28 protein-coding genes are annotated in these 25,144 nt (G+C 63.2%); 12 read left to right on the forward strand and 16 right to left on the reverse strand.

The window, feature by feature from the left end; translation table 11 throughout:
• Positions 1-5: 5 nt before the first annotated feature.
• Entirely contained in the window at positions 6-611 is a 606-nt protein-coding gene (locus tag ACQ4WM_RS11450) for an FMN-dependent NADH-azoreductase (protein WP_436546796.1), read from the reverse strand.
• A 127-nt stretch (positions 612-738) separates the two neighbouring features.
• On the opposite strand from ACQ4WM_RS11450, the gene ACQ4WM_RS11455 reads away from it, so the two are divergent.
• Both ACQ4WM_RS11455 and ACQ4WM_RS11460 read left to right on the forward strand, forming a co-directional pair.
• A complete protein-coding gene (locus tag ACQ4WM_RS11455; RefSeq protein WP_436546797.1) occupies positions 739-1,656 on the forward strand; it encodes a LysR family transcriptional regulator in 918 nt (305 codons plus the stop codon).
• 51 nt (positions 1,657-1,707) lie between these two features.
• Positions 1,708-1,935 carry a hypothetical protein gene (locus ACQ4WM_RS11460; protein WP_436546798.1) on the forward strand — a complete coding sequence of 76 codons (228 nt, stop codon included), beginning with the start codon at positions 1,708-1,710 and terminating at the stop codon, positions 1,933-1,935.
• On the opposite strand, the gene ACQ4WM_RS11465 is transcribed toward ACQ4WM_RS11460, so the two are convergent.
• From ACQ4WM_RS11465 to ACQ4WM_RS11480, 4 genes are all read right to left on the reverse strand, one after another.
• Entirely contained in the window at positions 1,936-2,259 is a 324-nt protein-coding gene (locus ACQ4WM_RS11465; protein ID WP_436546799.1) for a chaperone modulator CbpM, read from the reverse strand.
• Between the two features lie 2 nt (positions 2,260-2,261).
• Entirely contained in the window at positions 2,262-3,191 is a 930-nt protein-coding gene (locus ACQ4WM_RS11470) for a DnaJ C-terminal domain-containing protein (RefSeq protein ID WP_436546800.1), read from the reverse strand.
• Between the two features lie 104 nt (positions 3,192-3,295).
• Positions 3,296-3,943: a beta/gamma crystallin-related protein gene (locus ACQ4WM_RS11475; protein ID WP_436546801.1), complete on the reverse strand. Its 648-nt coding sequence runs from the start codon at positions 3,941-3,943 to the stop codon at positions 3,296-3,298.
• A 157-nt stretch (positions 3,944-4,100) separates the two neighbouring features.
• Entirely contained in the window at positions 4,101-5,093 is a 993-nt protein-coding gene (locus ACQ4WM_RS11480) for a beta/gamma crystallin family protein (protein WP_436546802.1), read from the reverse strand.
• Positions 5,094-5,289: 196 nt separating this feature from the next.
• Between ACQ4WM_RS11480 and ACQ4WM_RS11485 the strand changes: the two genes are divergently transcribed.
• Together ACQ4WM_RS11485 and ACQ4WM_RS11490 are read left to right on the forward strand one after the other, a co-directional pair.
• Positions 5,290-6,684 carry an MATE family efflux transporter gene (locus tag ACQ4WM_RS11485; protein ID WP_436546803.1) on the forward strand — a complete coding sequence of 465 codons (1,395 nt, stop codon included), beginning with the start codon at positions 5,290-5,292 and terminating at the stop codon, positions 6,682-6,684.
• A gap of 137 nt (positions 6,685-6,821) precedes the next feature.
• A complete protein-coding gene (locus ACQ4WM_RS11490) occupies positions 6,822-9,038 on the forward strand; it encodes a S9 family peptidase (RefSeq protein ID WP_436546804.1) in 2,217 nt (738 codons plus the stop codon).
• A 72-nt stretch (positions 9,039-9,110) separates the two neighbouring features.
• Here ACQ4WM_RS11490 and ACQ4WM_RS11495 read toward each other — a convergent pair whose 3' ends face one another.
• Positions 9,111-9,296, reverse strand: a complete 186-nt coding sequence (locus ACQ4WM_RS11495) for a CsbD family protein (RefSeq protein WP_436546805.1) — start codon at positions 9,294-9,296, stop codon at positions 9,111-9,113.
• A 162-nt stretch (positions 9,297-9,458) separates the two neighbouring features.
• On the reverse strand, positions 9,459-10,091 hold the full coding sequence (locus ACQ4WM_RS11500; RefSeq protein ID WP_436546806.1) for a class I SAM-dependent methyltransferase: 633 nt from the start codon (positions 10,089-10,091) through the stop codon (positions 9,459-9,461).
• A gap of 91 nt (positions 10,092-10,182) precedes the next feature.
• Here ACQ4WM_RS11500 and ACQ4WM_RS11505 point away from each other — a divergent pair, with 91 nt between their 5' ends.
• Complete coding sequence (locus ACQ4WM_RS11505; protein WP_436546807.1) at positions 10,183-10,572, forward strand: flagellar protein FliT; 390 nt, start codon at positions 10,183-10,185, stop codon at positions 10,570-10,572.
• A gap of 75 nt (positions 10,573-10,647) precedes the next feature.
• On the opposite strand, the gene ACQ4WM_RS11510 is transcribed toward ACQ4WM_RS11505, so the two are convergent.
• On the reverse strand, positions 10,648-11,751 hold the full coding sequence (locus ACQ4WM_RS11510; protein ID WP_436546808.1) for a type IV pilus assembly protein FimV: 1,104 nt from the start codon (positions 11,749-11,751) through the stop codon (positions 10,648-10,650).
• 146 nt (positions 11,752-11,897) lie between these two features.
• On the opposite strand from ACQ4WM_RS11510, the gene fumC reads away from it, so the two are divergent.
• The 3 genes from fumC (at position 11,898) to ACQ4WM_RS11525 (ending at position 14,000) form a co-directional block, all read left to right on the forward strand.
• On the forward strand, positions 11,898-13,292 hold the full coding sequence (fumC, locus tag ACQ4WM_RS11515; protein WP_436546809.1) for a class II fumarate hydratase: 1,395 nt from the start codon (positions 11,898-11,900) through the stop codon (positions 13,290-13,292).
• Positions 13,293-13,392: 100 nt separating this feature from the next.
• The gene (locus tag ACQ4WM_RS11520; protein WP_065308061.1) at positions 13,393-13,614 is read left to right on the forward strand and encodes an RNA-binding S4 domain-containing protein; all 222 of its coding nucleotides are present in this window, start codon (positions 13,393-13,395) and stop codon (positions 13,612-13,614) included.
• A gap of 101 nt (positions 13,615-13,715) precedes the next feature.
• A complete protein-coding gene (locus tag ACQ4WM_RS11525) occupies positions 13,716-14,000 on the forward strand; it encodes a hypothetical protein (protein WP_436546810.1) in 285 nt (94 codons plus the stop codon).
• Here the strand turns inward: ACQ4WM_RS11525 and bufB are convergent.
• From bufB to ACQ4WM_RS11565, 8 genes are all read right to left on the reverse strand, one after another.
• On the reverse strand, positions 13,994-15,646 hold the full coding sequence (gene bufB / locus ACQ4WM_RS11530; protein WP_436546811.1) for an MNIO family bufferin maturase: 1,653 nt from the start codon (positions 15,644-15,646) through the stop codon (positions 13,994-13,996). The two genes, ACQ4WM_RS11525 and bufB, sit on opposite strands and share 7 nt — an antisense overlap.
• Before the next feature lie 11 nt (positions 15,647-15,657).
• The gene (locus ACQ4WM_RS11535; RefSeq protein WP_436546812.1) at positions 15,658-15,966 is read right to left on the reverse strand and encodes a BufA1 family periplasmic bufferin-type metallophore; all 309 of its coding nucleotides are present in this window, start codon (positions 15,964-15,966) and stop codon (positions 15,658-15,660) included.
• Between the two features lie 127 nt (positions 15,967-16,093).
• Positions 16,094-16,294 carry a YjfB family protein gene (locus tag ACQ4WM_RS11540; RefSeq protein WP_436546813.1) on the reverse strand — a complete coding sequence of 67 codons (201 nt, stop codon included), beginning with the start codon at positions 16,292-16,294 and terminating at the stop codon, positions 16,094-16,096.
• 62 nt (positions 16,295-16,356) lie between these two features.
• Entirely contained in the window at positions 16,357-16,893 is a 537-nt protein-coding gene (gene mobB, locus ACQ4WM_RS11545; protein WP_436546814.1) for a molybdopterin-guanine dinucleotide biosynthesis protein B, read from the reverse strand.
• 53 nt (positions 16,894-16,946) lie between these two features.
• Positions 16,947-17,573 (reverse strand): general secretion pathway protein GspB, encoded by a 627-nt coding sequence (locus tag ACQ4WM_RS11550; RefSeq protein ID WP_436546815.1) that lies wholly within the window; start codon positions 17,571-17,573, stop codon positions 16,947-16,949.
• Positions 17,574-19,181 carry an ExeA family protein gene (locus ACQ4WM_RS11555; RefSeq protein WP_436546816.1) on the reverse strand — a complete coding sequence of 536 codons (1,608 nt, stop codon included), beginning with the start codon at positions 19,179-19,181 and terminating at the stop codon, positions 17,574-17,576.
• A gap of 56 nt (positions 19,182-19,237) precedes the next feature.
• Entirely contained in the window at positions 19,238-19,741 is a 504-nt protein-coding gene (locus ACQ4WM_RS11560) for a hypothetical protein (RefSeq protein ID WP_436546817.1), read from the reverse strand.
• Between the two features lie 205 nt (positions 19,742-19,946).
• Positions 19,947-20,231: a hypothetical protein gene (locus tag ACQ4WM_RS11565; protein ID WP_436546818.1), complete on the reverse strand. Its 285-nt coding sequence runs from the start codon at positions 20,229-20,231 to the stop codon at positions 19,947-19,949.
• A 303-nt stretch (positions 20,232-20,534) separates the two neighbouring features.
• Here ACQ4WM_RS11565 and ACQ4WM_RS11570 point away from each other — a divergent pair, with 303 nt between their 5' ends.
• The 4 genes from ACQ4WM_RS11570 to ACQ4WM_RS11585 all read left to right on the forward strand — a co-directional run bounded on the left by ACQ4WM_RS11570 (position 20,535) and on the right by ACQ4WM_RS11585 (position 25,137).
• Positions 20,535-21,437, forward strand: coding sequence for a glucosamine kinase nucleotide-binding domain-containing protein (locus ACQ4WM_RS11570; RefSeq protein ID WP_436546819.1), 903 nt, complete (start codon positions 20,535-20,537; stop codon positions 21,435-21,437).
• Positions 21,438-21,467: 30 nt separating this feature from the next.
• On the forward strand, positions 21,468-22,583 hold the full coding sequence (gene nagA, locus ACQ4WM_RS11575; RefSeq protein WP_436546820.1) for an N-acetylglucosamine-6-phosphate deacetylase: 1,116 nt from the start codon (positions 21,468-21,470) through the stop codon (positions 22,581-22,583).
• Complete coding sequence (locus ACQ4WM_RS11580; protein WP_436547035.1) at positions 22,573-23,586, forward strand: SIS domain-containing protein; 1,014 nt, start codon at positions 22,573-22,575, stop codon at positions 23,584-23,586. Before nagA ends, ACQ4WM_RS11580 begins: the two co-directional genes overlap by 11 nt.
• 246 nt (positions 23,587-23,832) lie before the next feature.
• A complete protein-coding gene (locus tag ACQ4WM_RS11585; protein ID WP_436546821.1) occupies positions 23,833-25,137 on the forward strand; it encodes a hypothetical protein in 1,305 nt (434 codons plus the stop codon).
• The last annotated feature ends 7 nt before the right edge of the window (positions 25,138-25,144 follow it).

Genomic DNA, 25,144 nt, shown 5'->3' on the forward strand with positions numbered 1-25,144 from the left:
AACGATCAGACGGCCAGCGCTGCGATGGTGCTTCGGCCTTTTGCCAGGGTGGCGGCAATCGCCTCTTCGCCCAGCGCCACGCCTTCGGCTTGCACGAAAGTGATATCGGTAATGCCGATAAAGCCCAATACTGCGCGCAGATAAGTGCTGAGGAAATCATAGCCAGCGCCAGGACCTTCGCTGTACACGCCGCCGCTGGCCGTGACGATATAGGCTTTCTTGCCGGTGGCCAGGCCGACCGGGCCGGTGGCCGTGTACTGGAAGGTGCGCCCGGCGCGCGCCACGTGGTCGATCCACGCCTTGACGGTCGACGGCACGGAAAAATTGTACATCGGCGCGGCCAGCACCAGGATATCGGCAGCCAGCAGTTCATCGACCAGGGTGTCGGAAATCTTGATGTCGGCGGTGGCTTGCTCGCCGCGCTGCTCGGCTGGCGTAAAGAACGCTCCCATCATCGCTTCGGTCAGGTGCGGCACTGGCTGTTCGGCCAGGTCGCGCGTGACGATGGTGTTGCCCTGCGCAGCCAGCCTGGCGACCAGTTCGCCCGACAACTGGCGCGACAAAGAACCGTTGTTGCGTACGCTGCTATTGATGTGAAGTACGTTTGCCATGATGAATTCCTTTAAAACGGTGACGGGATGCGCTGCTGCGCTTGCACTTATCTTAGTACGCATCTACTATCGATGAAACCGTGTAAATTTTGATTGTTATTATCGATTTTATGGATATGGATTAACCATGAGAGAGCCAGGCCAGCCATCGCTGGACCAGTTGCGGGTATTTGTCGCCGTCATCGACGCCGGTGGCTTTGCCCACGCGGCGCGCCAGATGCACCGCACGCAATCGGTGATCAGCTATACCATCGCCAACCTGGAAGAGCAACTCAATGTAGTGCTGCTCGACCGCAGCAAACGCAAGCCGACCCTGACCGACGCCGGCAAGGCCCTGCTGGCCGACGCCCGCACGGTGGCGCTGAAGGTCGACGCGATGCGTGCACGCGCCAAGGCGCTGGCCGGTGGCCTGGAAGCGGAAGTGTCGGTGGTGGTCGACGTGATGTTTCCCACCTGCGTGCTGGTACGCATGCTCGAAGCGTTCCAGGCGCAGTTTCCCACCGTCGCCCTGCGCCTGCGCATCGAAGGCATGGGCATGGTCACGCAGCTGGTGATGGACGGCAGTTGCCATCTGGGCGTGGGCGGCTGGATGTCGTCCAGCGCCGACGCCTTCGAGCGCCTGGCGGTGGGCCATGTGCGCCTGATACCCGTGGCCGCGCCGGCGCATGCGCTGGCACAGATGGCCGGCCCCATCCTGCCCGCCGTGGCGCGCGAACACGTACAGCTGGTGCTCAGCGACCACAGCAGCCTGACCGCAGGCCAGGATTTCGGTGTGCTGGGCCTGCGCAACTGGCGCCTGGGCGACCTTGGCTCCAAGCACGCCCTGCTGCGTGCCGGCCTGGGCTGGGGCAACATGCCAGAATCGATGGTGCGCGAAGACCTGGACTCCAAACGCCTGGTGCAGTTGCACCTGTCGGTCGACAGCGGCGAGGACTATCCGATCTACCTGATACAGCGCACCGACACGCCGCCCGGGCAGGCGGGCAAGTGGCTGATGGAACGCTTTGCAGAGCAGTTGCCGCTGTTGCTGGAACGGGGGTTTTAAGACGGCTCGGCCAGCGGTATGATGCGGCACTCACCTCAACAAGGAAACACCATGGCCGGCATCGACGACTTCGTCAACAAGCAAAAACCAGGCGCGCGCTTTGTGATCACGGCGCCGATGCTGCGCATGACGCCGCAGCAGTTCGACAGCGTGGCGCAGGAATGGATGGAAGACGGCGGGCCCGGCTTCGATATCGCCGGCATCCCGCACCGCGTGGTGATCGACGGCCAGTTTTATATCGCCCGCCTTACCGTGCAGCGGCACGGCGAGGCCCAGTAGCTACTCGACGCCCAGCACATGCAGGCGGCGCCGCAGGCGCGCCACTTCTTCCGACAAATCGACTACCAGCGCCGCCAGCTCGGCGTTGGCATCGAATACCGATTCAATTTCGCGCAGGCGGCGCGCACGCGCCAGGTCGATGCTGGTAAAGCGCCAGCCGCTGGCCTGCACGGGCGGCGGGCCGCCATGCAGCAACACCCCCGTCTGCACGCGCTGTACGACCCAGTCGGGTTCGACGGCGCAGGCGCGCGCCAGTTCTTCCAGGCTCAGGGCCGCGTCTTCAAGCAGTACGCCGATCACATTGTTTTTCACGAGATTTCCCATGCTTATGCTCCCAGCTTCTGGCGTGGATTGAAGGCCATCTCGCGCGCCATGGTTTCATACAGTGCGCGCGCTTTGTCGTCATGCGCGGGCGGCAGCACCACTTCCAGCAGCAGATACAAATCGCCGGCCTGGGTGGCCGGAATGCCGCGACCTTTCAGGCGCAGCTTGCGCCCCGTCTGCGAACCGGCCGGCACCGTCACCGACACCGTGCCCGACGGCGTCGGCACGTCGATCGCGCCACCGAGCGCCGCTTCCCATGGCGCCACCGGCACGGTTTCAAATACATCGCGCCCTTCCACGCGGTAGCGCGCATCGTGCTCGAAGCGGATTTCCAGGTACAGGTCGCCGGCTGGCGCGCCGCCGCTGCCGGGATTGCCCTGGCCTTTCATGCGCAGCTGCTGGCCGTCAAGCACGCCTTTCGGGATCGTCACTTCCAGGGTGCGTTCGCGCGTGACGACACGGCCCTGCGCATCGGCTTCGGGCACGCGCATGACGATGGTGCGCGTGGCGCCATGGTAGCTGTCGCGCAGCGCGATGCTGATCGCCGCATGGCTGTCGTCGCCCTGCATCTGGAAGTTGTTGCTGGCGCGGCGCCGTCCGCCCACATGGGCGAACAGGTCGGCAAAGAAATCGTTGTCGTCGGCACTCGATGATTCGTAGCCCGCACCCCAGTCGGGCGGCGGACGAAAAGCCCCGCCTGGGCCGCCTTGGGCGCTTTGCTGGCGGCCAAGCTCGTCATAGGCGGCGCGTTTTTCCGCATCGCCCAGCACGCCATAGGCCTCGTTCAGGGCCTTGGTGCGCTGGTCGGCATCGGCTTCCTTGCTGACGTCGGGATGGTATTTGCGCACCAGCTTGCGGTACGCCTTCTTGATGTCGGCCTCGCTGGCCGATTTCTCGACCCCGAGTTCCTTGTAGTAGTCCTTGTAATCCACCGTGCTTGCTCCCCATGGTTGAACCGCCTGTCGGGAAGACTACACGAATTGAACCGGACATGCAGTGCGTTTGCATGCCCGGAACAGTGGCAAGTCAAGGATACTTAACGTGCGCGGCGAATAGACGAAATCTTGCGGTCCAGGCCACCGTCGATGCGGTTGTAGCTGCCCGGGCCCATCACCACGCAGCGGCCGCGGAAGTTGGCGTCGGAGCACAGTTCCCAGCGGCCGTAGTTGATGACGATGGACTGGGCGCGGTCGTTGAAACGGATGCGGTTCAGGTCATTGACTTCATTGTCCACGCGCACCGGCTGGCCGCGCATGCCGGCGTCGGGAAACAGCAGCACGGCACCGTTATTGTCGGGACGGCCGCCACCGCCGTAGCCAGGACGGCCTGGCTCGGGACGGCCCGGACCATTGTCGCCACGGCGTACTTCGCGCACCGAGGAAATCGAGTCGTTCATACCCGGCATGCTGGCGTAGCGGCCTGGCTGCAGCACGCGGCAGCCGTTACGGAATTCAGCGTCCTTGCACACTTCCCAGCTGCCCGAACGCACCACGATGCTTGAGGTCTTGTCGTTGAAGTCCATGCGCGACAGGTCGCTGACATCGTTGCGTACGCTGACCGAGCGGCCACGGAAATTATCATCCTGAAACAGGGTCATTTCTCCTGCCTGGGCAGCGGCATGGGCAAACACGGTGGTGGCGCACAGCAGTGCGTAGATTGTTTTTGATTTAATCGATTTTGACATGACTGACTCCGTAGATTGCGTGGGTACCAGTGTAGTCTGGACCGCAAGCACCGAGTGTAACAAATGGCAAGCAAATGTCAGAGCACGTCTGGCAATGAAAAAGCCGCCTGGCAGGATTGCTGGCAGGCGGCTTCACGTGCAGATGTCACGCAAAAGCTCAGCGCACGCGGCGCACCGACGAAATCTTGTTATCGAGCGCATTCAGGCGCGCATATTGTCCCGGCCCGATCACTTCGCAGCGGCCGCGGAAGTCCGCATCGCTGCACACTTCCCACTGCCCTTCGTTGACGACGATGGAGCCGGCGCGGTCGTTGAAGTTCTGGCGCACCAGGTCGTCGGTATTGCGGTCCAGCGCCAAAGGTTCGCCGCGCATGTCAGCATCGGGGAACAGCAGGATGGCGCCGCGCTGCTGGTACTGCTGCTGCGGATACTGCGGGTACTGGTTCTGCTGATTCTGCTGGTACTGCTGCTGTTCATATTGCTGCTGGCGCCGCGCTTCGCGTTCGTCGATCATGCGCGCCGACGACACTCTTCCGTCGAGGCCTCGCCCGAGGTCGTCGTGGCGACCCGGCCCGAACACGCGGCAGGTGCCCTGGTAATTGGCGTCGCTGCACAGCTGCCAGTAGCCGCCTTCGATGGCGATGCCGGTGGTGCGGTCATTGAAGCCAATGGTGGCAAAGTTGCCAGTGTCGCGGTCCAGGCGCGCCGCGCCGCCATTGCGGCCCGCACCCGAATACAGTTCCAGCACCGGCTGGCGGCCGTAGTTGCCGCGATCCGGACGGCCGTCATTGCGTCCGTCGTTGCGTCCATCGTTGCGCCAGTCATTGCGGCCGTCGCGCCCTACTTCGCGCACGGACGAAATGGCGTCGTTCATGCCCGGCATCGAACGGTATTCGCCCGGCGTCAGGGTCTTGCAATTGCCACGAAAACCGGAGTCGGTACATACGTCCCATGTTCCCGAGCGCACCATGATGCTCGATACCTTGTCGTTGAAGCCCACGCGCGACAGGTCGTCGGTGGTGTCGCGCACGGTGAGGGCGCGGCCACGGAAGTTATCGTCTTCGAACAGGGTCAGTTCGCCGGCCTGGACGGCGGCATGGGTCAGGAAGGCGGCTGCGCACAGCAGAGCGTGGGTAAGCGGGCGGTTCATCGGGGTATCTCCAGTGATTGTCAATGCGACTATTTGCCAGTGTAGCGGCCCGGCGAAAAAACGGTGTAACAAAGTATTGAAAAAACACAATGAATTGTTACCAAAGGAAATAGACATGCTGACAAGGTGCGCGGACAAGCACCGCGATATTCAGTAGAATCGCAGGTTCGACTCAGCCAGCACCTGCTTTTACCCCATGCCACACACTACTTCGTTTACCGTTCCCGCCGTGCGCCAGGAAGTTTCCTCCCTGTGGAAGCTGGCCTGGCCCATCCTGATCGGCCAGCTGGCCACGGTCGGCATGGGCGCGGCCGACGTGGCGATGACGGGCCACACCACGCCCGACGAGCTGGCGGCGGTATCACTGGGGGCGGCCATCTGGTCGATCGTGCTGGTCACCGTCAGCGGCATCATGATGGCGATTAATACGCTGGTGGCGCATGAAATCGGCGCCGCGCGCCACGACCGTGTGCCGCACCTGGTGCGCCAGTCGCTGTGGAAGGCGCTGGCAGTCGGCCTGGTGGCCTGCGTGCTGACCAACATGGCGGCGCTGGTGTTCGACCACCTGATGCTCGAACCCTACGTGGCGGGCAAGGCCAAGCTGTTCGTGCACATCATCAGCTGCGCGCTGCCGGCGTTTGCCGCCTACCGCGCGCTGTATGGCTACAGCACCAGCATCAACCAGACCAAGCCGGTGATGGTGATCGCGCTGGCCGCGCTGGCGCTGAATATTTTCGTCAACTACCTGCTGATCTACGGCCATTGGGGCATGCCGAAACTGGGCGGCGTGGGCTGCGCGGTGGCGACCACCTGCTGCGTGTGGATGATGCTGCTGGCGATGCTGGCCTGGATCAAGTACGCGCCGGCCTACCGCGCCACGTATCCGTTCACGCACTGGGAATGGCCGCAGGCGTCGGCCATCGCTCCCATGCTGCGCCTGGGCCTGCCGATCGGCGTGACCTATTTTGCCGAAGTAAGCGCCTTTGGCGTGATCAGCCTGCTGGTGGCGCGCTTTGGCGTGGTGCAGGTGTCGGCGCACCAGATTGCGCTCAATTTTTCTTCCGTGGTGTTCATGGTGCCGCTGACCTTCGGCATTGCGCTGGTGACCCGCGTCGGCCATGCGGTGGGTGAAGCAAACCTGCGCCGCGCACGTTTCATCTCGTGGGTGGGGGTGGCGATGTCGCTGACGGCAGCCATCGTCTCGGCCATCTGCATTACACTGTTTCGCCACCAGATCGCGCAGGCCTATACGTCGGACCCGCAAGTGCAGGCGCTGTGCGCGCAGCTGCTGCTGTTTGCCGCCCTGTTCCAACTCTCCGACGCGACCCAGGTCGCCACCTCGTGCGCGATCCGTGGCTACAAGGTGACGCGCCAGCCGATGCTGATCCAACTGCTGGCGTTCTGGGGCTTTTCGCTGCCGATCGGCTATGTGCTGGGGCTGGCGCCGCAAGGCTTTATCTGGTCGCCAGACGCGCCGATGGCCGCCGCCGGTTTCTGGATAGGCCTGGTGGCCGGCTTGAGCGTGGCGGCCGTGCTGCTGACCTGGTATCTGAACCGGCTGTCACTGGAAAGGCTGCACGCAGCCATATAAAAAACGGAGTTTTCCATGGAATTGCCGAAGGAAAGCCGGCAATCCATGGCGTATTCCGTGGCCGGCCCTATCGCATTGCCCGTCACGCTCTGGTATTGTTTGGCGTCATTGACCTCTTTCACATCACCGAGACATCCATGCGTTTTATTCTTTGTTTTCTGGCCGCCATGGCCAGCGTTCCCGCTTCGGCTGAAAAGCTGACGCTCGAGCGCATCCACGCCGATCCGGCGCTGGCCGGCCCCGGCGTGCGCAACCTGAAGGTATCGCCCGACGGCGAGCGCGTCACGTTCCTGCGCGGACGCGCCGACAACCAGTTCCAGCTCGACCTGTGGGAATTCAAGCTGAAAGACAAAAGCACGCATCGCCTGGTCGACTCCAAGGCGCTGGTGCCGAATGAAACCATCTCGCCGGCCGAACAGGCGCGCCGCGAACGCGAACGCACGGCCAGCCTGGCCGGTATCCTCAATTACAGCTGGTCGCCAGACGGCAAGCAGCTGCTGGTGCCGCTGGCCGGCAATCTGTACCTGGTCGACGCGGCCCATCCTGACAAGGCGCGCCTGGTCGCCAAGGGCAATGTGCTCGATCCGAAGATTTCGCCGAAAGGCCGCTATCTGTCCTTCGTGCGCGAGCAGAACCTGTTCGTGATCGACCTGAAAACAGGTCAGGAACGCCAGCTGACCAGCGACGGCAAGGATACCATCCATAACGGCGAAGCCGAATTCGTGGCGCAGGAAGAAATGGGCCAGAGCACCGGCTACTACTGGGCGCCGGACGACAGCGCCGTCGCCTACAAGCGTTATGATGAAGCGCCGGTGCCGGTGGTGCGCCGCTTCGAGATCTTCGCCGACCGTACCGACGTGGTAGAACAGCGCTACCCTGCCGCCGGCGACGCCAACGTGCTGGTGCAGCTGAAGATCGTGTCGCCGGAAACCGGCGTGCAGCGCCAGGTCGACCTGGGCAGCAACCCCGATATTTACCTGGTGCGCGCCGACTGGAGCGCGGACAGCAAATCGCTGCTGTACCAGCTCCAGTCGCGCGACCAGAAAACCCTGGACCTGGTGGCGGTAGACGCCGCCACCTTGGCGCAGCGCACGGTGCTGACGGAAACCTCGAAAACCTGGGTCAGCATCCATGACGACCTGCGCTTCCTGGCTGACGGCAAATCGTTTTTATGGTCGTCCGAGCGCACCGGCCGCAATCATCTGTACCTGTACGACATCAGCGGCAAGCTGCTGCACCCGGTCACTTCCGGCGAGTGGGGCATCGACAGCCTGCTGGCCGTGAATGAAAAAACCGGCAAGGTGTATGTGGCGTCGAACCGCGACGCGGTGATCGACAAGCAGACCTACGCGCTGGCGCTGGACGGCAGCACGGCCGACCAGCCGCAGCGCGTGACGAAAGCCGACGGCTGGCACGACACCACCTTCTCGCGCAATGGCGCGGTGTTTGTCGACACGTATTCCGATCCGGCCACGCCGCCGCAAGTGAGCATCCGCCAACCTGACGGCGCGATGGTTGGCTGGCTGGAAGAAAACGCACTCAACGCCAGCCACCCATACGGTAAATACAAGGCGGACCACCTGCCGACCGAATACGGCAGCATCAAGTCCGAAGATGGCCAGACCTTGTACTACTCGCTGGTCAAGCCGTCGAACTTCGACGCCTCGAAACGCTATCCGGTGTTCCTGTCGACTTATGGCGGCCCACACTCGCAGCACGTGGCGCGCCGCTGGGGCAACACCTTCGACCAGTACATGGCGCAGCAGGGCTTCGTGGTGTTCCGCCTCGATAACCGTGGCTCATCGCGCCGCGAACGCGCGTTTACCGATGCGATCTACCATAACCTGGGCAAGGCCGAAGTGGCCGACCAGCTGGCCGGCATCGCCTGGCTGGGCCAGCAAAGCTACGTCGATGCCAGGCGCATCGGCGTATTCGGCTGGAGCTATGGCGGTTTCATGAGCTTGCGCTTGCTGTCGGCCGCGTCCGATAAAATTGCCGCTGGCGTGTCGGTGGCACCGGTCACCGACTGGTCGCTGTACGACACCCACTACACGGAACAATTCCTCGGCATGCCGAAAGAAAACGTCGAAGGCTACAAGGGCAGCACGGTGTTCGCGCACCTGGACGGCTTGAAGTCGCCGCTGCTGCTGGTGCACGGCATGGCCGATGATAACGTGCTGTTCTCAAACAGCACCCGTTTGATCGACGCGCTGGTGAACCGTGGCGTGCAGTTCGACCTGATGACCTATCCAGGCGCCAAGCACGGCATCTCGTCGCGCGCCGGGCAGCGCCATGTGTACGCGAAGATCGCCGCCTTCTTCAAGAACAAGCTGAAAGTGGACGACGCGAAATAACTGCGGACGCCCAATAAAAAACCGCCGCACTGTCTTTCGACGGTGCGGCGGTTTTTTTAATTGGCGCTCAGATTATGGCTTGCGCGTAATGGTCTCGACTGCGTCTTTGACGTCGCCGACCTTCTTCTGCACTTGGCCTTCGACCTGGTTTGCCACGCCCTTGGCTTGCTGTTCTTCGCTGCCGACGACCTTGCCAGCCGTTTCCTGGATTTTACCGCCGACTTCTTTCAGTTTGCCTTCAACTTGATCTTTGTTCATGATAAATCCTCACTGTAGTTGGTCCATCTGTTGTCCGGCTCTGGGCCGGTACTGCGGCTCACACGCTGCGTTTTGCTTGCTGCGTGTCGATGAGTTCATACTACGCCTGAGGCAGGAAAAACTATGTACGGTTCCTAACACATGGGAAAATATTGCTATCTTTCACTTATCCTTGCGCCAGACAGTGGCCAGCCATGGCTGCTGCTCGCGCGGCAGGCCCGGTGGTCGGTAGTAATGGTCGAGCAAGGTAAAACCGGCCGCCTGCACATGTGCCGTCCAGGTATCGAGGTCGTAATAGCTGCCATAGCGATCACCGTTCCAGCCTTCCTGGTTCTGGCCGCGCGGATTTGAACTGAACAGCACGCCACCTGGTTTCAAACAGCCATGCAGGGAGCGCAGCACGCCGGCCAGGGCGCTGCCGGGAACATGGAACAGCACGGCATTGGCAAATACGCCGTCAAAACGGCCGGCCGGCAAGTCCAGGTCGAGAAAATCCTGCTGCCAGACGGTGCAGCCGCTGTAGGCCCGCGCCATCTCGACAAAGCGAGCGGAACCATCGACACCGGTGGCATGGTGGCCCAGTTCCGTAAATGCCTTCAGGTCGCGCCCGGGACCGCAGCCCAGGTCGAGAATCTCGAACGGCGCCGCGCCGGCGATGGCGCCGAGCAGTGCGGACATGTTCTGGCGCACGTCGTGCTCGCGCGTGCCTTCAAAAAACTGCTCGGCGCTGGCGTCGTAATGGTCAAGGGTACGGCGGGTGATGACGTGCAGCGGGTCTTGCGGGATATCGGTCATGATGGCGCTTCCGTAAAAGATGCCGCCATTTTAGACGCCCGCAAGCATTCATGCGGCTTTGCGGGCAGTTTGAGGAAACCTGGAAATTATTTTGAATTATTTTCAAAAAAAACCTCAAGTTCTGTCCAAAGTGGTCGTTAATCTGGACAAGCGTAAAACCATTGATAAAAATACAGGTGTGCTCATGAACTCCAACGACGTGCTTTCGATGTATGAAAATATTGCCGGCTTGACCAATAAAATGGTCGCGGCCGCATGCGCGGAGGATTGGGAAAGCTTGAACGCGCTGGAAAATCAATGCGCCAGCGCAGCCAGTGCCACCCTGATCGGCGCCGTGCCTGCCTTGTCCGGTTCCCATCGGGCACGCAAGTTCGACCTGATCAAGCAGATCCTGGCCAATGACCGCGCCATTTGCAATATCACCGAACCATGGATGGCGCAGTTGTCCAGGACCATGCCGGCACCGCGCGCGCACCGATAAACAGTTTGATCAGTACCGAAGTCGACGGCGCCTGCGGGCGCTTTTTTTACGCCTGTCGCAAGCGCTGCAGACCCCTTAGCGCGAAAAAGGCTCCGGTGCCAGAGCCGGCTCCTCGCGTTCAGGCACGGTATCGCCAGGCGGCACCACCGGCGTCGTTTTGCGGCGAAACGGCTTGCGCAGCAAGACCCAGTATTTCGATGGCGGCCTGGTCACGGCTAAAGGACGCCCCCTGCGCTTGCGCAGGATATAGACAACTAGGGCCGTCGCCAGCAGGAACAGCACGATGCCCAGGCCCAGCCACAGCATGCCATTGCCGCCGGCTTTCCTTTCCGCTGCCGCTGCCTTGGCCTTGACATGCGGCGACACCGAGGCGGCTGGCGCAGGGGCCGCAGCAGCGGGCGCAGCCAGCGCCTGCTGCAGCACCGAGACCTTGCCTTCCAGCACCCCGATCTTCTCATTCAAGGCCGTGTTTTGCCGGTCCAGCGCCACACACGCCGCAGCCGGCACACCGGCCGCCTGCGGCGCACAGGCTGCTGCCGGCGCAGCGGCGCGGCGCAGCGGTGGCGGCGAAACCGGCACGAACGCCGGTTTTGGCGCCACCGGTGGCGCAACAAACACGGCCGACGGGCGCAGCATGCCCTCGGCGCGGGCGCGCGCGGCCAGGGCGGCAGCATCCGGCACCGCGATGGGCTTGGGAACAACGACCGGCACGGGTGATTGCGGCATGACCCTGGGCGCGGGCGCAAGAAAAGGGGCAGGGACAGGGACAGGCGCTGGTGGCGCCGGCGTCAGCCAGACGGTGGCCAGGCGCACGATGCTGCGGCTGCCATTGCCCAGCATTAAATACACATGCACATGGCCGGCATTGATCGATTGTCGCGTGCTGAGGCGGACAAAGCGCCGGCCGTCGCGCTCCACCTGGCTGATGGCCAGGGTTTGCAGTGCGGCGTCCATGGCGATGCCGCCGCCTTCGTAGACATTGTTCGACGCGAGGCGCACCGACAGGCCCTGCAGCTCGTCGGGCGCCAGCGCCGTCAATTCGATATCGGCCGACAAGGGCTGGCCCACATGCGACTGCACGCTGATCTCGCCCAGTTCGGCCGCAAAGGCGAGCGGCATGGCCAGGCAGGCGGTGGCGCACAGGATGGCGGTCCAGCGGGAAAAGACTATGCTCGGCATGAAATAATCGCTTTGACAACAGGAACAAGTGACAACGTATCTTGTTAACGGCAGGAAATAGAAAAAATATAGGCGCAAGCGACTGCGCTGTGCATTTTTGGCGCCTGGAGTACACTCGATCAACCAACACAGATGAAAGGGATGCCATGAGCAGCAGAATCGAACGCGACAGTTTTGGCCCGATCGACGTACCCGCCGGTCAATTGTGGGGCGCGCAGACACAGCGCTCGCTTGAGCACTTCCATATTTCCACGGAAAAGATGCCGCCTGAACTGATCGCCGCGCTGGCTACCGTCAAGCGCGCGGCCGCCCACGTCAACCTGGGACTGGGCTTGCTGAGCGGTGAAAAAGCCGTCGCCATTACCAAAGCCGCCGACGAAGTACTGGCCGGCCAGCACCCGACCGAGTTTCCGCTGGCCGTCTGGCAGACCGGATCTGGCACGCAAAGCAATATGAACATGAACGAAGTGCTGGCCAACCGGGGTTCCGAGCTGATGGGTGGACTGCGTGGCGCCGAGCGCCTGCTGCACCCGAACGACGACGTCAACCTGGGCCAGTCCTCGAACGACATCTTCCCCACCGCCATTCACGTGGCTGCCGCGCTGGCCGTCGCCAACACGGTATTGCCGCCACTGCGCCAGCTGCGCGCCACTCTGGAAGGGAAAGCAGCCGCTTTTGCCGACATCGTCAAGATCGGCCGTACTCACCTGCAGGACGCCACGCCACTGACCCTGGGCCAGGAATTCTCGGGCTACGCAGCCCAGCTGGAATTTGCCGAGCACATCATCGAGGCCGCGCTGCCGCCGCTGCTGCAGCTGGCCGCCGGTGGCACGGCGGTGGGCACCGGCCTGAACGCCCATGCCGAATTTGCCGAGCGCATCGCGGCCGAGCTGGCGCACCTGACGGGCCAGCCGTTTGCCAGCGCCAGCAACAAGTTCGCCGCCCTGGCCGCCCATGATGCGCTGGTGGCAGCCCATGGCGCGCTGAAAACCCTGGCAACCGCACTGATGAAAATCGCCAACGACGTGCGCTGGATGGCCTCTGGCCCACGTTCTGGCCTCGGTGAAATCACGATACCCGAAAACGAACCGGGCAGCTCGATCATGCCGGGCAAGGTCAATCCGACCCAGTGCGAAGCGCTGACCATGCTGTGCTGCCAGGTCTTCGGCAATGATGTCGCCATCACGGTGGGCGGCGCCTCGGGCAACTTCGAGCTGAACGTGTTCAAGCCGCTGATCGCGCACAATTTCCTGCAAAGCGCGCGCCTGCTCGGTGACGGCATGCGCAGCTTTGACGAGCATTGCGCACATGGCATCGAACCAAACCGCGAGCGCATCGCCGAACTGATGGAGCGCTCCTTGATGCTGGTCACGGCGCTGGCGCCGCATATCGGCTATGACCGGGCGGCGCAGATCGCCAAGCAGGCACAGCATGAAGGCACGACCTTGAAAGAAGCAGCCTTGAGCCTGGGCTTCGTGACGGAAGAACAATTTGCCGAGTGGATCGTGCCGCTCGACATGACGCGTCCGAACAAAACTTAAGGCAACTTTCGCATACCTGGTTGCAACCATGTAAACTGGCTGTTTGGCCCTTTTTTGGGCTGCACAGTGTTGAAAACACATTATTGTGATTGGGGATAGAATGCAAAAAGTAAGCTTTGATTTGACATCTGAGTTCGTCGAGCTGAACCAGCTGCTCAAGCTGGTCGGCTTGTGCGACAGCGGCGGCGCGGGCAAGGTCATGGTCGACAGCGGCGTGGTCAAGGTCGACGGCAAGAAGGAGTTGCGCAAGACGGCCAAGATCCGCGCCGGGCAGGTTGTCAGCGTGGCCGATATCCGCATTACCGTAGTGGCGCCCGCCTGAGGCCGGTTTAACGCGCTCCTGCGCCAGATCAAAACCTGCCCGGCTGGTTTGCCTATGTTTATATTTTTACCATATATTCATCAACAAGCGGAAGGATGGTCATGGACAATGCCGAACACGGCACGCGCAGCCAGCAGCGATTGATCGCCGATTTGCGCCAGGTCATAGAAAATGCGGAAGATTTATTGCGCAGCACCGACAAATACACCAGCACCTTGTACCAGGGTGCGCGCGCCAAGCTGGAAGTAGCCTTGGTGGCGGCCACCGCCGAACTGGCGCAATTCGAAGACGAACAACTGGCGCGCATGATGGATGCCACCCTGGCGGCCAACGCCAGGTACCACGACCAGACGGGTGAAGCGCGCATCCTGCGCGCCTTTCAATAGCCCTGTTCAGGCGCGAGCACGGCCGTCAGCACCGCATGCTTCAGCCACAGTCGCAATTGCCCGCCAAGATCGAAATCCGCGTCGATTGCGAAGGCGGCGTCCAGCGCCGCGCCAAAATTTTTCCCTTGCATTAACCGCAGCAGCGCCGCATGCGCGGCCGCATCCTGCGCCAGCACCTGCGCCCGCCACCGTGGCCGGCACACCAGGGCATGACTGGTGGCAGCCATCTGCTGTGGAAATACCGCATTTTCATGCTGATGCGCCTGCCATAGCGCCACCACCTGCCAATCGGAACGAATCAATGTGCACGCCGGATGCAGGGTAAAGCGGCAGGCTTCCAGCTGCTCCGGCGGCAGGCTGGCCAGCGCTTCCGCCGGCAAGCCTGGCGCGTCGGGTGCATAATGGGCCAGGTGCAGCGCCCATTCCAGCCGCGCCATATCGGGCAAGTATGGTAATTGCGCCGCTGGCGCAAAGGCAGCAAGAAAAGTGGCAAAACCGTCGCCGAACCGGTTCAGGTCGGCATCTTGCGAGGGGTAGCGCCGGCCGTATTCGCGCGCCAGGCCGGCAAAGAATTCTTCGCCCACCAGCGCCAGCAGCACCGGATACACCTGGCCCAGCACGCGGCGCCAGGTGGCGTTCAGATTGCCGCGATACAAACCCAGCCTTTCTTCGACCAGCGCGCCACGGCATAGCTGGAGCGCTGCGTCCGCCTGCGTCATGTCAAGCAGCGCGTCGGCAAATACTTGCTGGCTGGCCGCCAGGTGCTCATCGATCACTGGCGCCATGGCGGTGATCACCGAACCGCGCCATGACACCGCGTTCTGATGCTGTTGCTGGATGGCGCGCGCACGGTCGGCCTGCGCCAGCAACACAGCCAGCTCGGGCACGTCGGTATCCCATTCGATCAGGGTTGCTACCTGGCCAAAGCGTTGCAGGGCCGCCTGGTACAAGGCCCAAACGGGTTCGGCCACGGCGGCGCCGTGGTGGTCGATTACCGCGCGCGGCGTGACCAGATGGCCACCCAAGTGCATTTCGCCAACGATACCGACGGGAATATCCAGCAAGGCAGCCAGCGCATCTTCACCGTGGTTGCACTGGTTCACATACAGATTATTGACGTCGAGCAGCAGGCCGCAGCCGCTGCGGCGCGCCAGTTCGGCCAGGAACTGGGCTTCGCTCATGGCATCCGCGTGGAAACGCACGCTGGTCGATACATTTTCCAGCAGGATGGGACGGCGCAGGGCATCCTGCACCCGCCCTACCCTGGCGCACAGCAAGTCCAGCGCAGCATGGTCGAGCGCCAGTGGCAGCAGATCGTTGAGTTGCCGCCCTACCACCGCACCCCAGCACAGGTGTTCGGATATCAGCGCCGGCTCGATACGCTGGGCCAGCAGCCGCACCCGCTCCAGATGATCTTCGGAAAAACCGCGCGCCGAACCCAGGCCCAGGCCCACGCCGTGCAGGCTCAGCGCATAATCCTGGCGCACGGCCTGCAGCACATGCCAGTCGCGGCCCGAGCAGGACAGATAATTTTCGGTATGCACTTCCAGCCAGTCCACCTGAGGCCGGCCGTCGAGAAAGTCGCGGTAATGCGCAGCGCGCAGGCCGACGCCCACGCCAGTCAGCGCATGGACGGGCTGCGCCATGGCCTGCCGGTTTATGACTGCTGCTTCGCCGGCGACGCGGTTTTCTTGCCCGCCTTGACAGGCTTCAGGGCGCCGCCTGCCTGCTCGCACGTGCCTTTGGCAACGTAGGCCCACTCGGTCGGCAGCCTGTCGCTGGCGGCCTGGCCGGCGCAGGAGTGCGCACCATCGGACGAGGCGCAGTCATTCTGGCCTGCCTTGGCAACGCCATAGCATTTTTCCTTGTCGCCGGCAGCGGCTGCATCATGGTCTGCGGCGCTGGAAGCCGAAGTGGCGCAAAGGCCAGCCAGGGCGGCGGCAACGAGGGCGTGACGTTTGTTCATGGGAGTCTTTCGTAAAATAGGCGATAGCCGATTCTACGCTGTCGCAGAAAAAGAAGGAAATCCTTCAATGCAGACGCACGCTGCGGCCAGAACGGCGGCAGCGTGAACCGGCCAGGCTGGTCAGGACTCAGGCCGTCGTGTTGATGCGGTTGCCCAAGTGCGACGGCAGGCTGGGCGCGGCTGGCACGGGCGGCAACGCTTCGATCAGGGCGGTTGCGGTCGAGCTCTGGATGTCCTGGGCTTTCTTCAGGACGGCCATGCCCACGGCTTGGCGAGTGCCGGTCTCGGCCATCGTGGTTGACAGTTGTGCAATGCTTCCGACGTCCATGAGTCTCTCCATCCATTAAAGGTCTACCAGGATTAACGACCAGCCGACGCAATACTTTAGCCTTATTTTTCCAGCCGCTTCAATATCCAGCTTAGCACGCCCGCACGATCATTCAAGTCCAGCCAGGCTACGCCGTCGCGCAGATCGGGCGGCGCCGGTGCGTCCGACGCCACCGCGATCACGCTCGCGTCATGCGGGTACAAGGGCGACTGTCCCACTTCCGGCCGAAACACTTCCAGCTTGGCGATGGGATCGGTCTTGAAGCCCTCCACCAGGGTCAGGTCGGCCGGCCCCATGCGGGCCAGTTGCTGTGACAAGCTCGGTTCGGGCGCGCCGCGCAACTCGTGGACGATGGCAAAACGATACGGTGATGCTACCAGCACTTCGGCCGCGCCGGCGATGCGCAGGCGGGCGCTGTCCTTTTGTGGCGGCTCCAGCGCCAGGTCATGGTGGCTGTGCTTGATCAGGTTCACGCGCAGGCCGCGTGCCGCCATCTGTTGCACCACATATTCCAGCAAGGTAGTCTTGCCGCTGCCGGAACGGCCCACCACGCCCAGTACCGGGTGGGCAGGCATAAAAGCGGATGTCGCTTGGTCCATCGTGTGAGTTCCTCGCTAAGATAGCCGCATTATAGCGGCCGGCCGACTGACCCTCAGTACGGCATGCGGTAGCGATAGCCCTTGAAACTGAAGATGGCCGCCTTCGGTTGCAGTTTTTCCAGCACCAGCCCCGGCGCCACTTCTTCGCCCTCATGGCGCAGCACCTTGTCGATCAGCAGCAGCCGGTCGGCCGGATCTTTTGAATAAATGTAGCCGCCCAGGGCGATCGGCGGGATCTGCCGCTGTATCGGCTCGGGCAGATCGCGCAGGCCCGGCGTGATTTCTTCCACCGGCGCCGGAGTCACGACTGGCGCCGCTGGTGGCGCACTGGCCTTGACCACCGGTGGCGGCAGCGCCTTGACGACCAGCGGCGCAGGCAGCGGCGCAATGACCGGCGTAACGGGAGCCGGGGCCGGGGCCGGGGCCGGGACCGGGACCGGGACAGGCGCCACCGCAACCACCGGCGCCGGTGCTGGCGCCACGCCGGTCTTCGCTGGCCACCACCACCAGACGGCTGCCACGGCGCAGGCGGCACCCAGTCCTGCCCACAGCGGCAGGCGTACCGGGCGGCTCGTGTCCGGCGCCGGCTGCAACTGTACCTGCGGCGCATGGATGGACGGCAATTCACCGAGCTGGCGTTCGGCTTGCGATTTTTTCAGTGCTTCAAGAATATACGACATTTATTTCCCCGCCACGGTGGTCGCCACGGGCAGCAGGCGCGGCTCCGTGTTGTCGCCCAGTTGCATCAGGCGCATGAATGTTTTTGGTCCCGCCAGGCCATCGGCCTTCAGGTTCTGGCTGCGCTGGAACTCGCGCAGCAAACGCTGCATCTCCGTGTCCAGCGGCAGGTCGCTGGCAGGCGCAGGCAAGCCATGCAGCTGCGCCAGGCGCGCCGCCAGCCAGTCCACGTCCGGGCCACGCGCGCCCACCGGCACTTCATCGCGCCAGTTGCGTGGCGCGCGCCAGAAAGTAACGAAATCGCCGTCGCTGCGCTGAGCCAGTTCGGCTACTGCCATGGAGACGGGCTTGCCATCGATCTGCACGCTGGCCCTGTCGCCCTGCACGCGGGACAGCAGCGCCAGTTGTTCACCGATGCCATCCTTGCCGCGCAAGACCAGCATGGCGGGACGATCCAGCACACGCAATTCGGCCACGCCGCCACGGCTTTGCAGGCAGCGCAGGCCAGCGCGGGCAGCAGCCTGGCAAGCGTCGCCTGCCGGCAAGTGTTCGCCCCACAGCGTGGCCAGCTGGCGCAGCAAGGCATCGCGGTCCGGTGCAGCGGTGGCCGGAGCCGGCACCGGGACCGGGGCCGATGCAGCGGCCACCGGCTTGCTTGCGGCCGCCATGGGCGCAGCAGATTGCTTCAAGGGCATGAAATGCCAGGCCAGCGCCGCCGTCGCCAGGGCACCGGCCAGCACGCCGCCGGCCAGCTGCGGCCAGCGCCAGCCGCTGGCAGCGGCTGGCGCGGCGGTGCCCGCTTCGGCAAATACTTCGGCAGCCGCGCGGCGCAGGATCTGGCGCGTCACTTGCGGCTGATTTTCCACATATGCCCCCAGCAGCGCGCGGTCGCACAGCAAGTTGATGCGGCGTGGCACGCCATGGCTGAGCTTGTGAATCTGCGCCATCAGTTGCGGCCCGAACGGCGTGCGCGCGGTGCTGCCGGCTACGGCCAGGCGGTGCTGGATATAACTGGCTGTCTCGGGCGCCGACAGCGAGCCCAGGTGGTAGCGCGCGATCACGCGCTGCGCCAGTTGCTCCAGCTCGGGCCGGGCCAGCATGGCGCGCAGTTCCGGCTGGCCGATCAGGATAATCTGCAGCAGCTTGCGCTCGCTCGTTTCCAGGTTGGTCAGCAGGCGCAATTGCTCCAGCACGGCGGCCGACAGGTTTTGCGCCTCGTCAATGATCAGCACATTGTTCTTGCCCTGCGCGTGGCTGGCCAGCAGATGCACATTGATGGCGTCGACATAGCTTTTCACGCTCCCCGCGCCGGCCGGCGGCGCGATGCGGAACTCTTCGCAGATCGACAGCAGCAATTCCTCGACCGACAGCTTGGGATTGAAAATATAGGCCAACTGGCAATTGTCGGGGATCTGCTCCATGAAGCAACGGCAAACGGTAGTCTTGCCGGCGCCGATCTCGCCCGTCAGCAACACGAACCCGCCGCCGCTGCCCACGCCATACAGCAGGTGCGCCAGCGCTTCGCGGTGGCGCTCGCTCATGAACAGATAGCGGGGATCGGGGGCGATCGAAAACGGCGATTGCTTGAGCTGGAAATAATGCGTGTACATGGAGACCCTGCGGTGGGACGATCAAAATGCGCCAAGGCGACTGCACAAGGCCATGCCTAGCGGGTATGAAGCGGCGGCAATGGCTTGTACTTGGCGCAATAGACTTTGGCCTTGGTGCGAAAGTAGACGATTTTACTGCCAGGCTGGGAACCACGGACAGGATGGGCGGAATAATCGAGTTTGTCGAAGCGCATGCCGGACACGGCGCGGATCGCCGGCTCGAGCTTTTCCGGCGTCGAATCGGCCACCACGCCCATGAAGACCAGCGGGCTGGTGTCGTCACTGACGATCACGTCCGTTACCGGCGCGCCCCACAACACGGCCTCGGTGCGGAACCAGTAGGCGCCGCCCTCGTGCTTGTAGGCCGGGCCGAAGGCAGTCAGCAGATACGAATAAAACGACTTGTTGTCGATCTGGTCCAGGCACAGCACGGCGTTGCCCACCACCTGCCCGAAGGTCGATGGTGGCGCCTTGGGCTGCGCCTGCACCAACATGGCCGGCAACAGCAGCGCCAGCACGGCCAGCGGCCGCCGGGCGGGCAGCAAGCAGTGCGCGCGCATGGCTTAATGCTTGCGTTCTTCTTTCTTGACTTTCTTCGCTTCCTTTTTTTCCTTCATGGATTTAGCCGGTTCCTTCTTGGCTTCCTTCTTGCTGTCTTGTGCCTTGCTCATGGTGTACTCCGTACGTGGTTGGGGATGCGTGGACCATTATGACACCGTGCCGTGGAAATGCACGCAATCGGCGTGCAAATCAGCGTGGAAACAATCAGTGCAGGCAAAGGCGGCGCTTGGTCTTTTCGATCAGTGCCGTATCGTAGGGATACAGATTCTCGATAAAGAACAGTTCCGTTTCCGCCTCGTCTTCCAGGCACATCGCAATCATCACTTCGCCATCGCTTTCGCGGCCCAGGAAATCCTTGGGCCAGCGGTTCTTGCGATGCGTGCGCATCAGTTCCATGCCCAGCGCTGCCAGGGGCTTTGATACGCCGGCGGCCAGCGCCGCTTGTTGCCAGTCATCCCAATAGTCGCTTTTTGCTGTCTTGTCGTTCATGTGCTCTTCCAGCTTCAGATGTAAAAGGCGGACTGTACTCCGGACGGCACGCGCTGCCAAGCAGCTATTTGCGCGGCGCGGGTGCCAGCGGGCTTGTGGCATTGAAAAGTGGACTTGAACAAGTCCACATCAATACCATTTTTCAAAACACAAAAATTCCTTTATAAACATATACTTATATTAAACAGAGAGAAAGCCGCAGCTACCAGATACAATACCACTTAAATACCTGTTGACAGCACCGTACACCAACCCTATAGTGCTTTCAGCTTTTTCGCCCCCTCCACCATGGCTGAACTACACATGATCGAATACATAATTGGCGTCGACGGCGGCGGCAGCGGCACCCGGGTACGCCTGGCGCGGCACGACGGACAACAACTGGCGCAGGGTCGCAGCGGGCCGTCCGGTCTCGCGCACGGCATCGCACAGGCATGGACATCGGTGGCGCAGGCGGTCGGGCTGGCCTTTGCCGAGGCAGGCCTGGCGCAAGCGCCCCTGCAGCAGATGGCGATCGGCCTGGGCCTGGCCGGCGTGCACAACAAACAGTGGGCCGCCAGCTTTATCGAACACAATCCCGGCTATGCCCACGTGGCGCTGGAATCGGATGCCCTGACCACCCTGCTCGGCGCCCACGGCGGCCAGGCAGGCGCCATCGTGGCGATCGGCACCGGCAGCGTGGGCGAAGTGCTGCATGCCGACGGCAGCCGCCGGGAAGTGGGCGGCTGGGGCTTTCCTTCCGGCGACGAAGCGGGCGGCGCCTGGATCGGCATGCGCGCAGTCAACCATGCGCAGCAAGCCGTCGACGGCCGCGTGCGCGCCAGCGATTTTTCCACGGCCATTGTCGACACCTGCGGCGGCCACCGCGACGCCATGCAGGCCTGGCTGGCGGCCGCCACGCAAACCACCTATGCGCAACTGGCGCGGGTGGTGCTGGAACACGCCGCCAGCGACGCCATGGCGCATGGCCTGCTGATGGAAGCGGGCCGCCAGGTCGCGCTGATCGCCCAGGCGCTCGATCCGCAAGGCAGCTTGCCGGTGGCGCTGTGCGGCGGCCTGGCCGCGCCCTTGCGCCCCTACCTGCCACAGGCACTGCTGCAAAAAGTGGTACCGGCGCACGGCGATTCGGCGGCTGGCGCCCTGCGCCTGGTGCGCCAGCGCCTGGACGGCAGCGGTGGGGCTGACCCACTCGTATTGCAGCATTAATTATGATGAATTCGTAGCGGAGTCACGCAGATGAGCAGTACTACTATCCAGGGCAATATCCTGACCCCCGCCGGCTGGGTCCACGGCGCCATCGCTTTTGGCGAGCGCGTGGCCAGCATCAACGGCGCATCGCACCGCCCGTCGCAGAACGGCGACGACTATATCCTGCCCGGCTTTATCGACCTGCATGTGCATGGCGGCGCCGGCCGCGACATCATGGAGGGCGGCGACGCGGTACATGATGTCGCCGCCATCCATGCGCGCCACGGCACCACCAGCCTGCTGGCCACCACCATGACGGCGCCGCCCGAAGACATCGACATGGCCTTGAGCGCCATCGGCGCGGCGGCAAAGCAGCGCCGCCCCAACGCGGCGCGTGTGCTGGGCGCCCATCTGGAAGGCCCATACATCAATTCCGGCAAGCTGGGCGCGCAGCCGAACTACGCGCGCGCCGCTACCCTGGCCGAAATCGAACGGCTGCAAACCCTGGCGCAGCTGCGCGTGATCACGGTCGCGCCGGAAATCGACGGCCACCTGGACCTGGTGCGCCAACTGGCGCAGCGTGGCGTGCGCGTGCAGATCGGCCACACCCTGGGCTCTTATGAAGATGGCGTGGCCGCGCTCGAACACGGCGCCTCGGGGTTCACCCACCTGTTCAACGCCATGAGCGGCCTGCACCACCGCGAGCCGGGCATGGTGGGCGCCGCCCTGGCCCATGCGCAATATGCGGAACTGATCCCCGATTTGCTGCACGTGCATCCGGGCGCCATCAAGACGGCGCTGCGCGCAATTCCCCACCTGTACTGCGTCAGCGATTCGACCTCCGCCACCGGCATGCCGGACGGCGAATACATGCTGGGCCGCCAAGCCGTACAAAAGTGCATGGGCGGCGTGCGCCTGCCCGACGGCACCCTGGCGGGCAGCACGTTGACGCTCGACCAGGCGCTGCGCAACCTGGTGGGGCTGGGGCTGGACCTGGCCGACGCCTCGCGGCGCGTCTCGACCAATGCCGCCGATTACCTGGGCCTGCAAGAGCGCGGCCGACTGGCCCCCGGCGCCTACGCCGACATGGTCGTGCTCGACCGTGATCTCAACCTTAAAGCCGTTTATATAGAAGGAGAACTCTGTGACCTCAATGATGCTTGAAGAAGCCGTTTCTGCCGCCGAATGCGTCGCCCTGCAACTGGCCAGCGACGGCGAGCGCTACGCGGAACTGGGCCGCAAATTGAGGAGCACGCAGTTCTCCACCGCGCTGACGATTGCGCGCGGCAGCTCGGACCACGCCTGCAACTACGTGGCCTATCTGATCATGGCGCGCCTGGGACGCGTGGTGGCGTCCTTGCCGATGTCGCTGGTGACCTTGAACAAGTCGCCCTTGAAAACACGCGACACGCTGGCCATCTCGATCTCGCAATCGGGCCAGAGCCCGGACGTGGTCGAACCGATCACGTACTTCCGCGACGGCGGCGCCACCACCGTGGCGCTGGTCAACGATATCGACTCGCCGCTGGCGCACGCCGCCGAATGGGCGATGCCGCTACGGGCAGGCAAGGAAAAAAGCGTCGCTGCCACCAAGAGCTTCATCGCCAGCCTGGTGGCCGGCGCGCGCATGGTGGCGCAGTGGCAGAACGACCCCGAACTGCTGGCCGGCCTGGCAGCGCTGCCCGAGGCACTGCGAGGCGCTGCCCGCATGGACTGGTCGCCGGCGGTCGAGGTGCTTGCGCCGGCGCGCAATATCATGGTGGTCGGACGCGGCATCAGCTTTCCAGTGGCGCTGGAATCGGCATTGAAACTCAAGGAAACCTCGGCCCTGCAGGCCGAAGCGTTTTCCGGCGCCGAGATCGAGCACGGTCCGATGGCGCTGATCGAGGACGGCTATCCGCTGCTGATTTTTGCCACGCGCGGACCGACCCAGGCCGGCTTGCTGCAACTGGCGCTTGATATGCGTGGACGCGGCGCGAAAGTGCTGCTGGCGGCGCCCGACGACGTGCCTGAACGCAACCTGACCCTGCCGGTGGCCGCCACGCCGGACCTCGATCCTGTCGTCGCCATCCAGTCCTTCTACGTGATGGCGGCCCAGCTGGCGGCCGCGCGCGGCATGGATCCGGATGCGCCACGGCATTTGAGCAAAGTCACCAGGACCAGTTAAGCACGCTCAAGCAGGCAGGATATATGGACGCCACGGGCAAGGCCCTGCCGCACACGCCAGGCGCCCCTGCCGCCGCAGTTTATGTGACAATAGCCTTTGTTGACCATGCTGGCACCCTTGGACTTGCGGGGCCAGAATGGCAGAATATGTGTTTTGCCCAGAATCCCTGCCCCAAGCATTGCCGTCGCGCAATCCGCAGCTGTGATTGCCGGGGGCATCTTTTTGTTATTGATTGAAGGATCACCCATGTCCCAATTCCGTCTTGCCCGTATCAGCCTGCTCCTGGCCGCCATCGGTCTCAATGTCCTGCCTGCCCTGTCGCACGCCCAGGACGCCAAGCCCGCCGCCGGTACACCTGCCGCCGCACCGGCCGACACGGTACGCCCTGAAATCTTCAAGCTGCTCGACCCGGCCGCCGTCAAGGCGTCGATGGATGCCAAGAACTACGCCGATGTGCAAAGCCGCATCGACCAGGCCGCCGCCACTCCGGCCCTGACACCGTATGAAACCTTTGTCATCAACCGCCTGCGTGTGGCGCTGGCCTCGACCACCAATAATGCGGCGATGGCCATGCCGGCCCTCGAAGCGGTGATCGAATCGGGCAAGCTCGACAAAAAATCGCAAGGCGACTTTATCCAGGCGCTGGCCAACTACCACTACAACGCCAAGGATTATCCGAACGCGATCAAATGGTTCACGCGCTACCAGACGGAAACCGGCGACGTGGCCAGCGTGCGTCCTTACATTATCCGTGCCTATTATTTCGGCAACGATTTCGCGCGCGCCAAGCAGGAACTGATGGCCGACCTGGCCGCCAAGCAGCAGGCCGGCCAGACGCCGACCCTGGAGGAACTGCAACTGCTGGCCAATACCGGCTCGAAGAGCAAGGAGCCCGCCACCTATCTGGTCGCCATGGAAAACCTGGTGCGCTACTACCCGTCCGATGATTACTGGATCGACCTGCTGGGCCGCGTACAAGGCAAGGCCGGCTACTCGGACCGCTTTGCGCTCGACGTGCTGCGTCTCCAGTACAAGGCCGTCAGCGTCATGCCGGAACGCGATTACAGCGACATGGCAGAAATCGCCCTGACCAACGCCTTCCCGACCGAAGCGAAAAAAGTGCTTGACGACGGCTACGCCAAGGGCGTGCTGGGCAAAGGTGGCAATGCAGCCAAACACAAAAAACTGCGCGACCAGGCCAACAAGGCAGCCGCCGACGATGCGAAAAACATTGCCAGCGGTGAAGCGGCCGCCACCAAGAGCAAGGACGGCACCGGCCTGGTCAACCTGGGCTACGCCTTTGTCACGATGGACCAGTTCGACAAAGGCATCGACCTGATCCAGAAAGGCATCGCCAAAGGCGGCCTGAAGCGCCCTGAAGACGCCAAACTGCGCCTCGGCTATTCGCTGGCAATGGCTGGCAAGAAAGACGAAGCCATCAAGGTACTGGAAAGCGTCCAGGGCGGCGAAGGCGTCAGCGACCTGGCCCGCTACTGGATCCTGTGGCTGAACCGCCCTGCCACGGCAGCGGCGGCACCTGCAGCCAAGTAAGTTTCAG

The organism is Janthinobacterium longum (assembly GCF_051380735.1).
Taxonomy (GTDB): Bacteria; Pseudomonadota; Gammaproteobacteria; order Burkholderiales; family Burkholderiaceae_D; genus Janthinobacterium.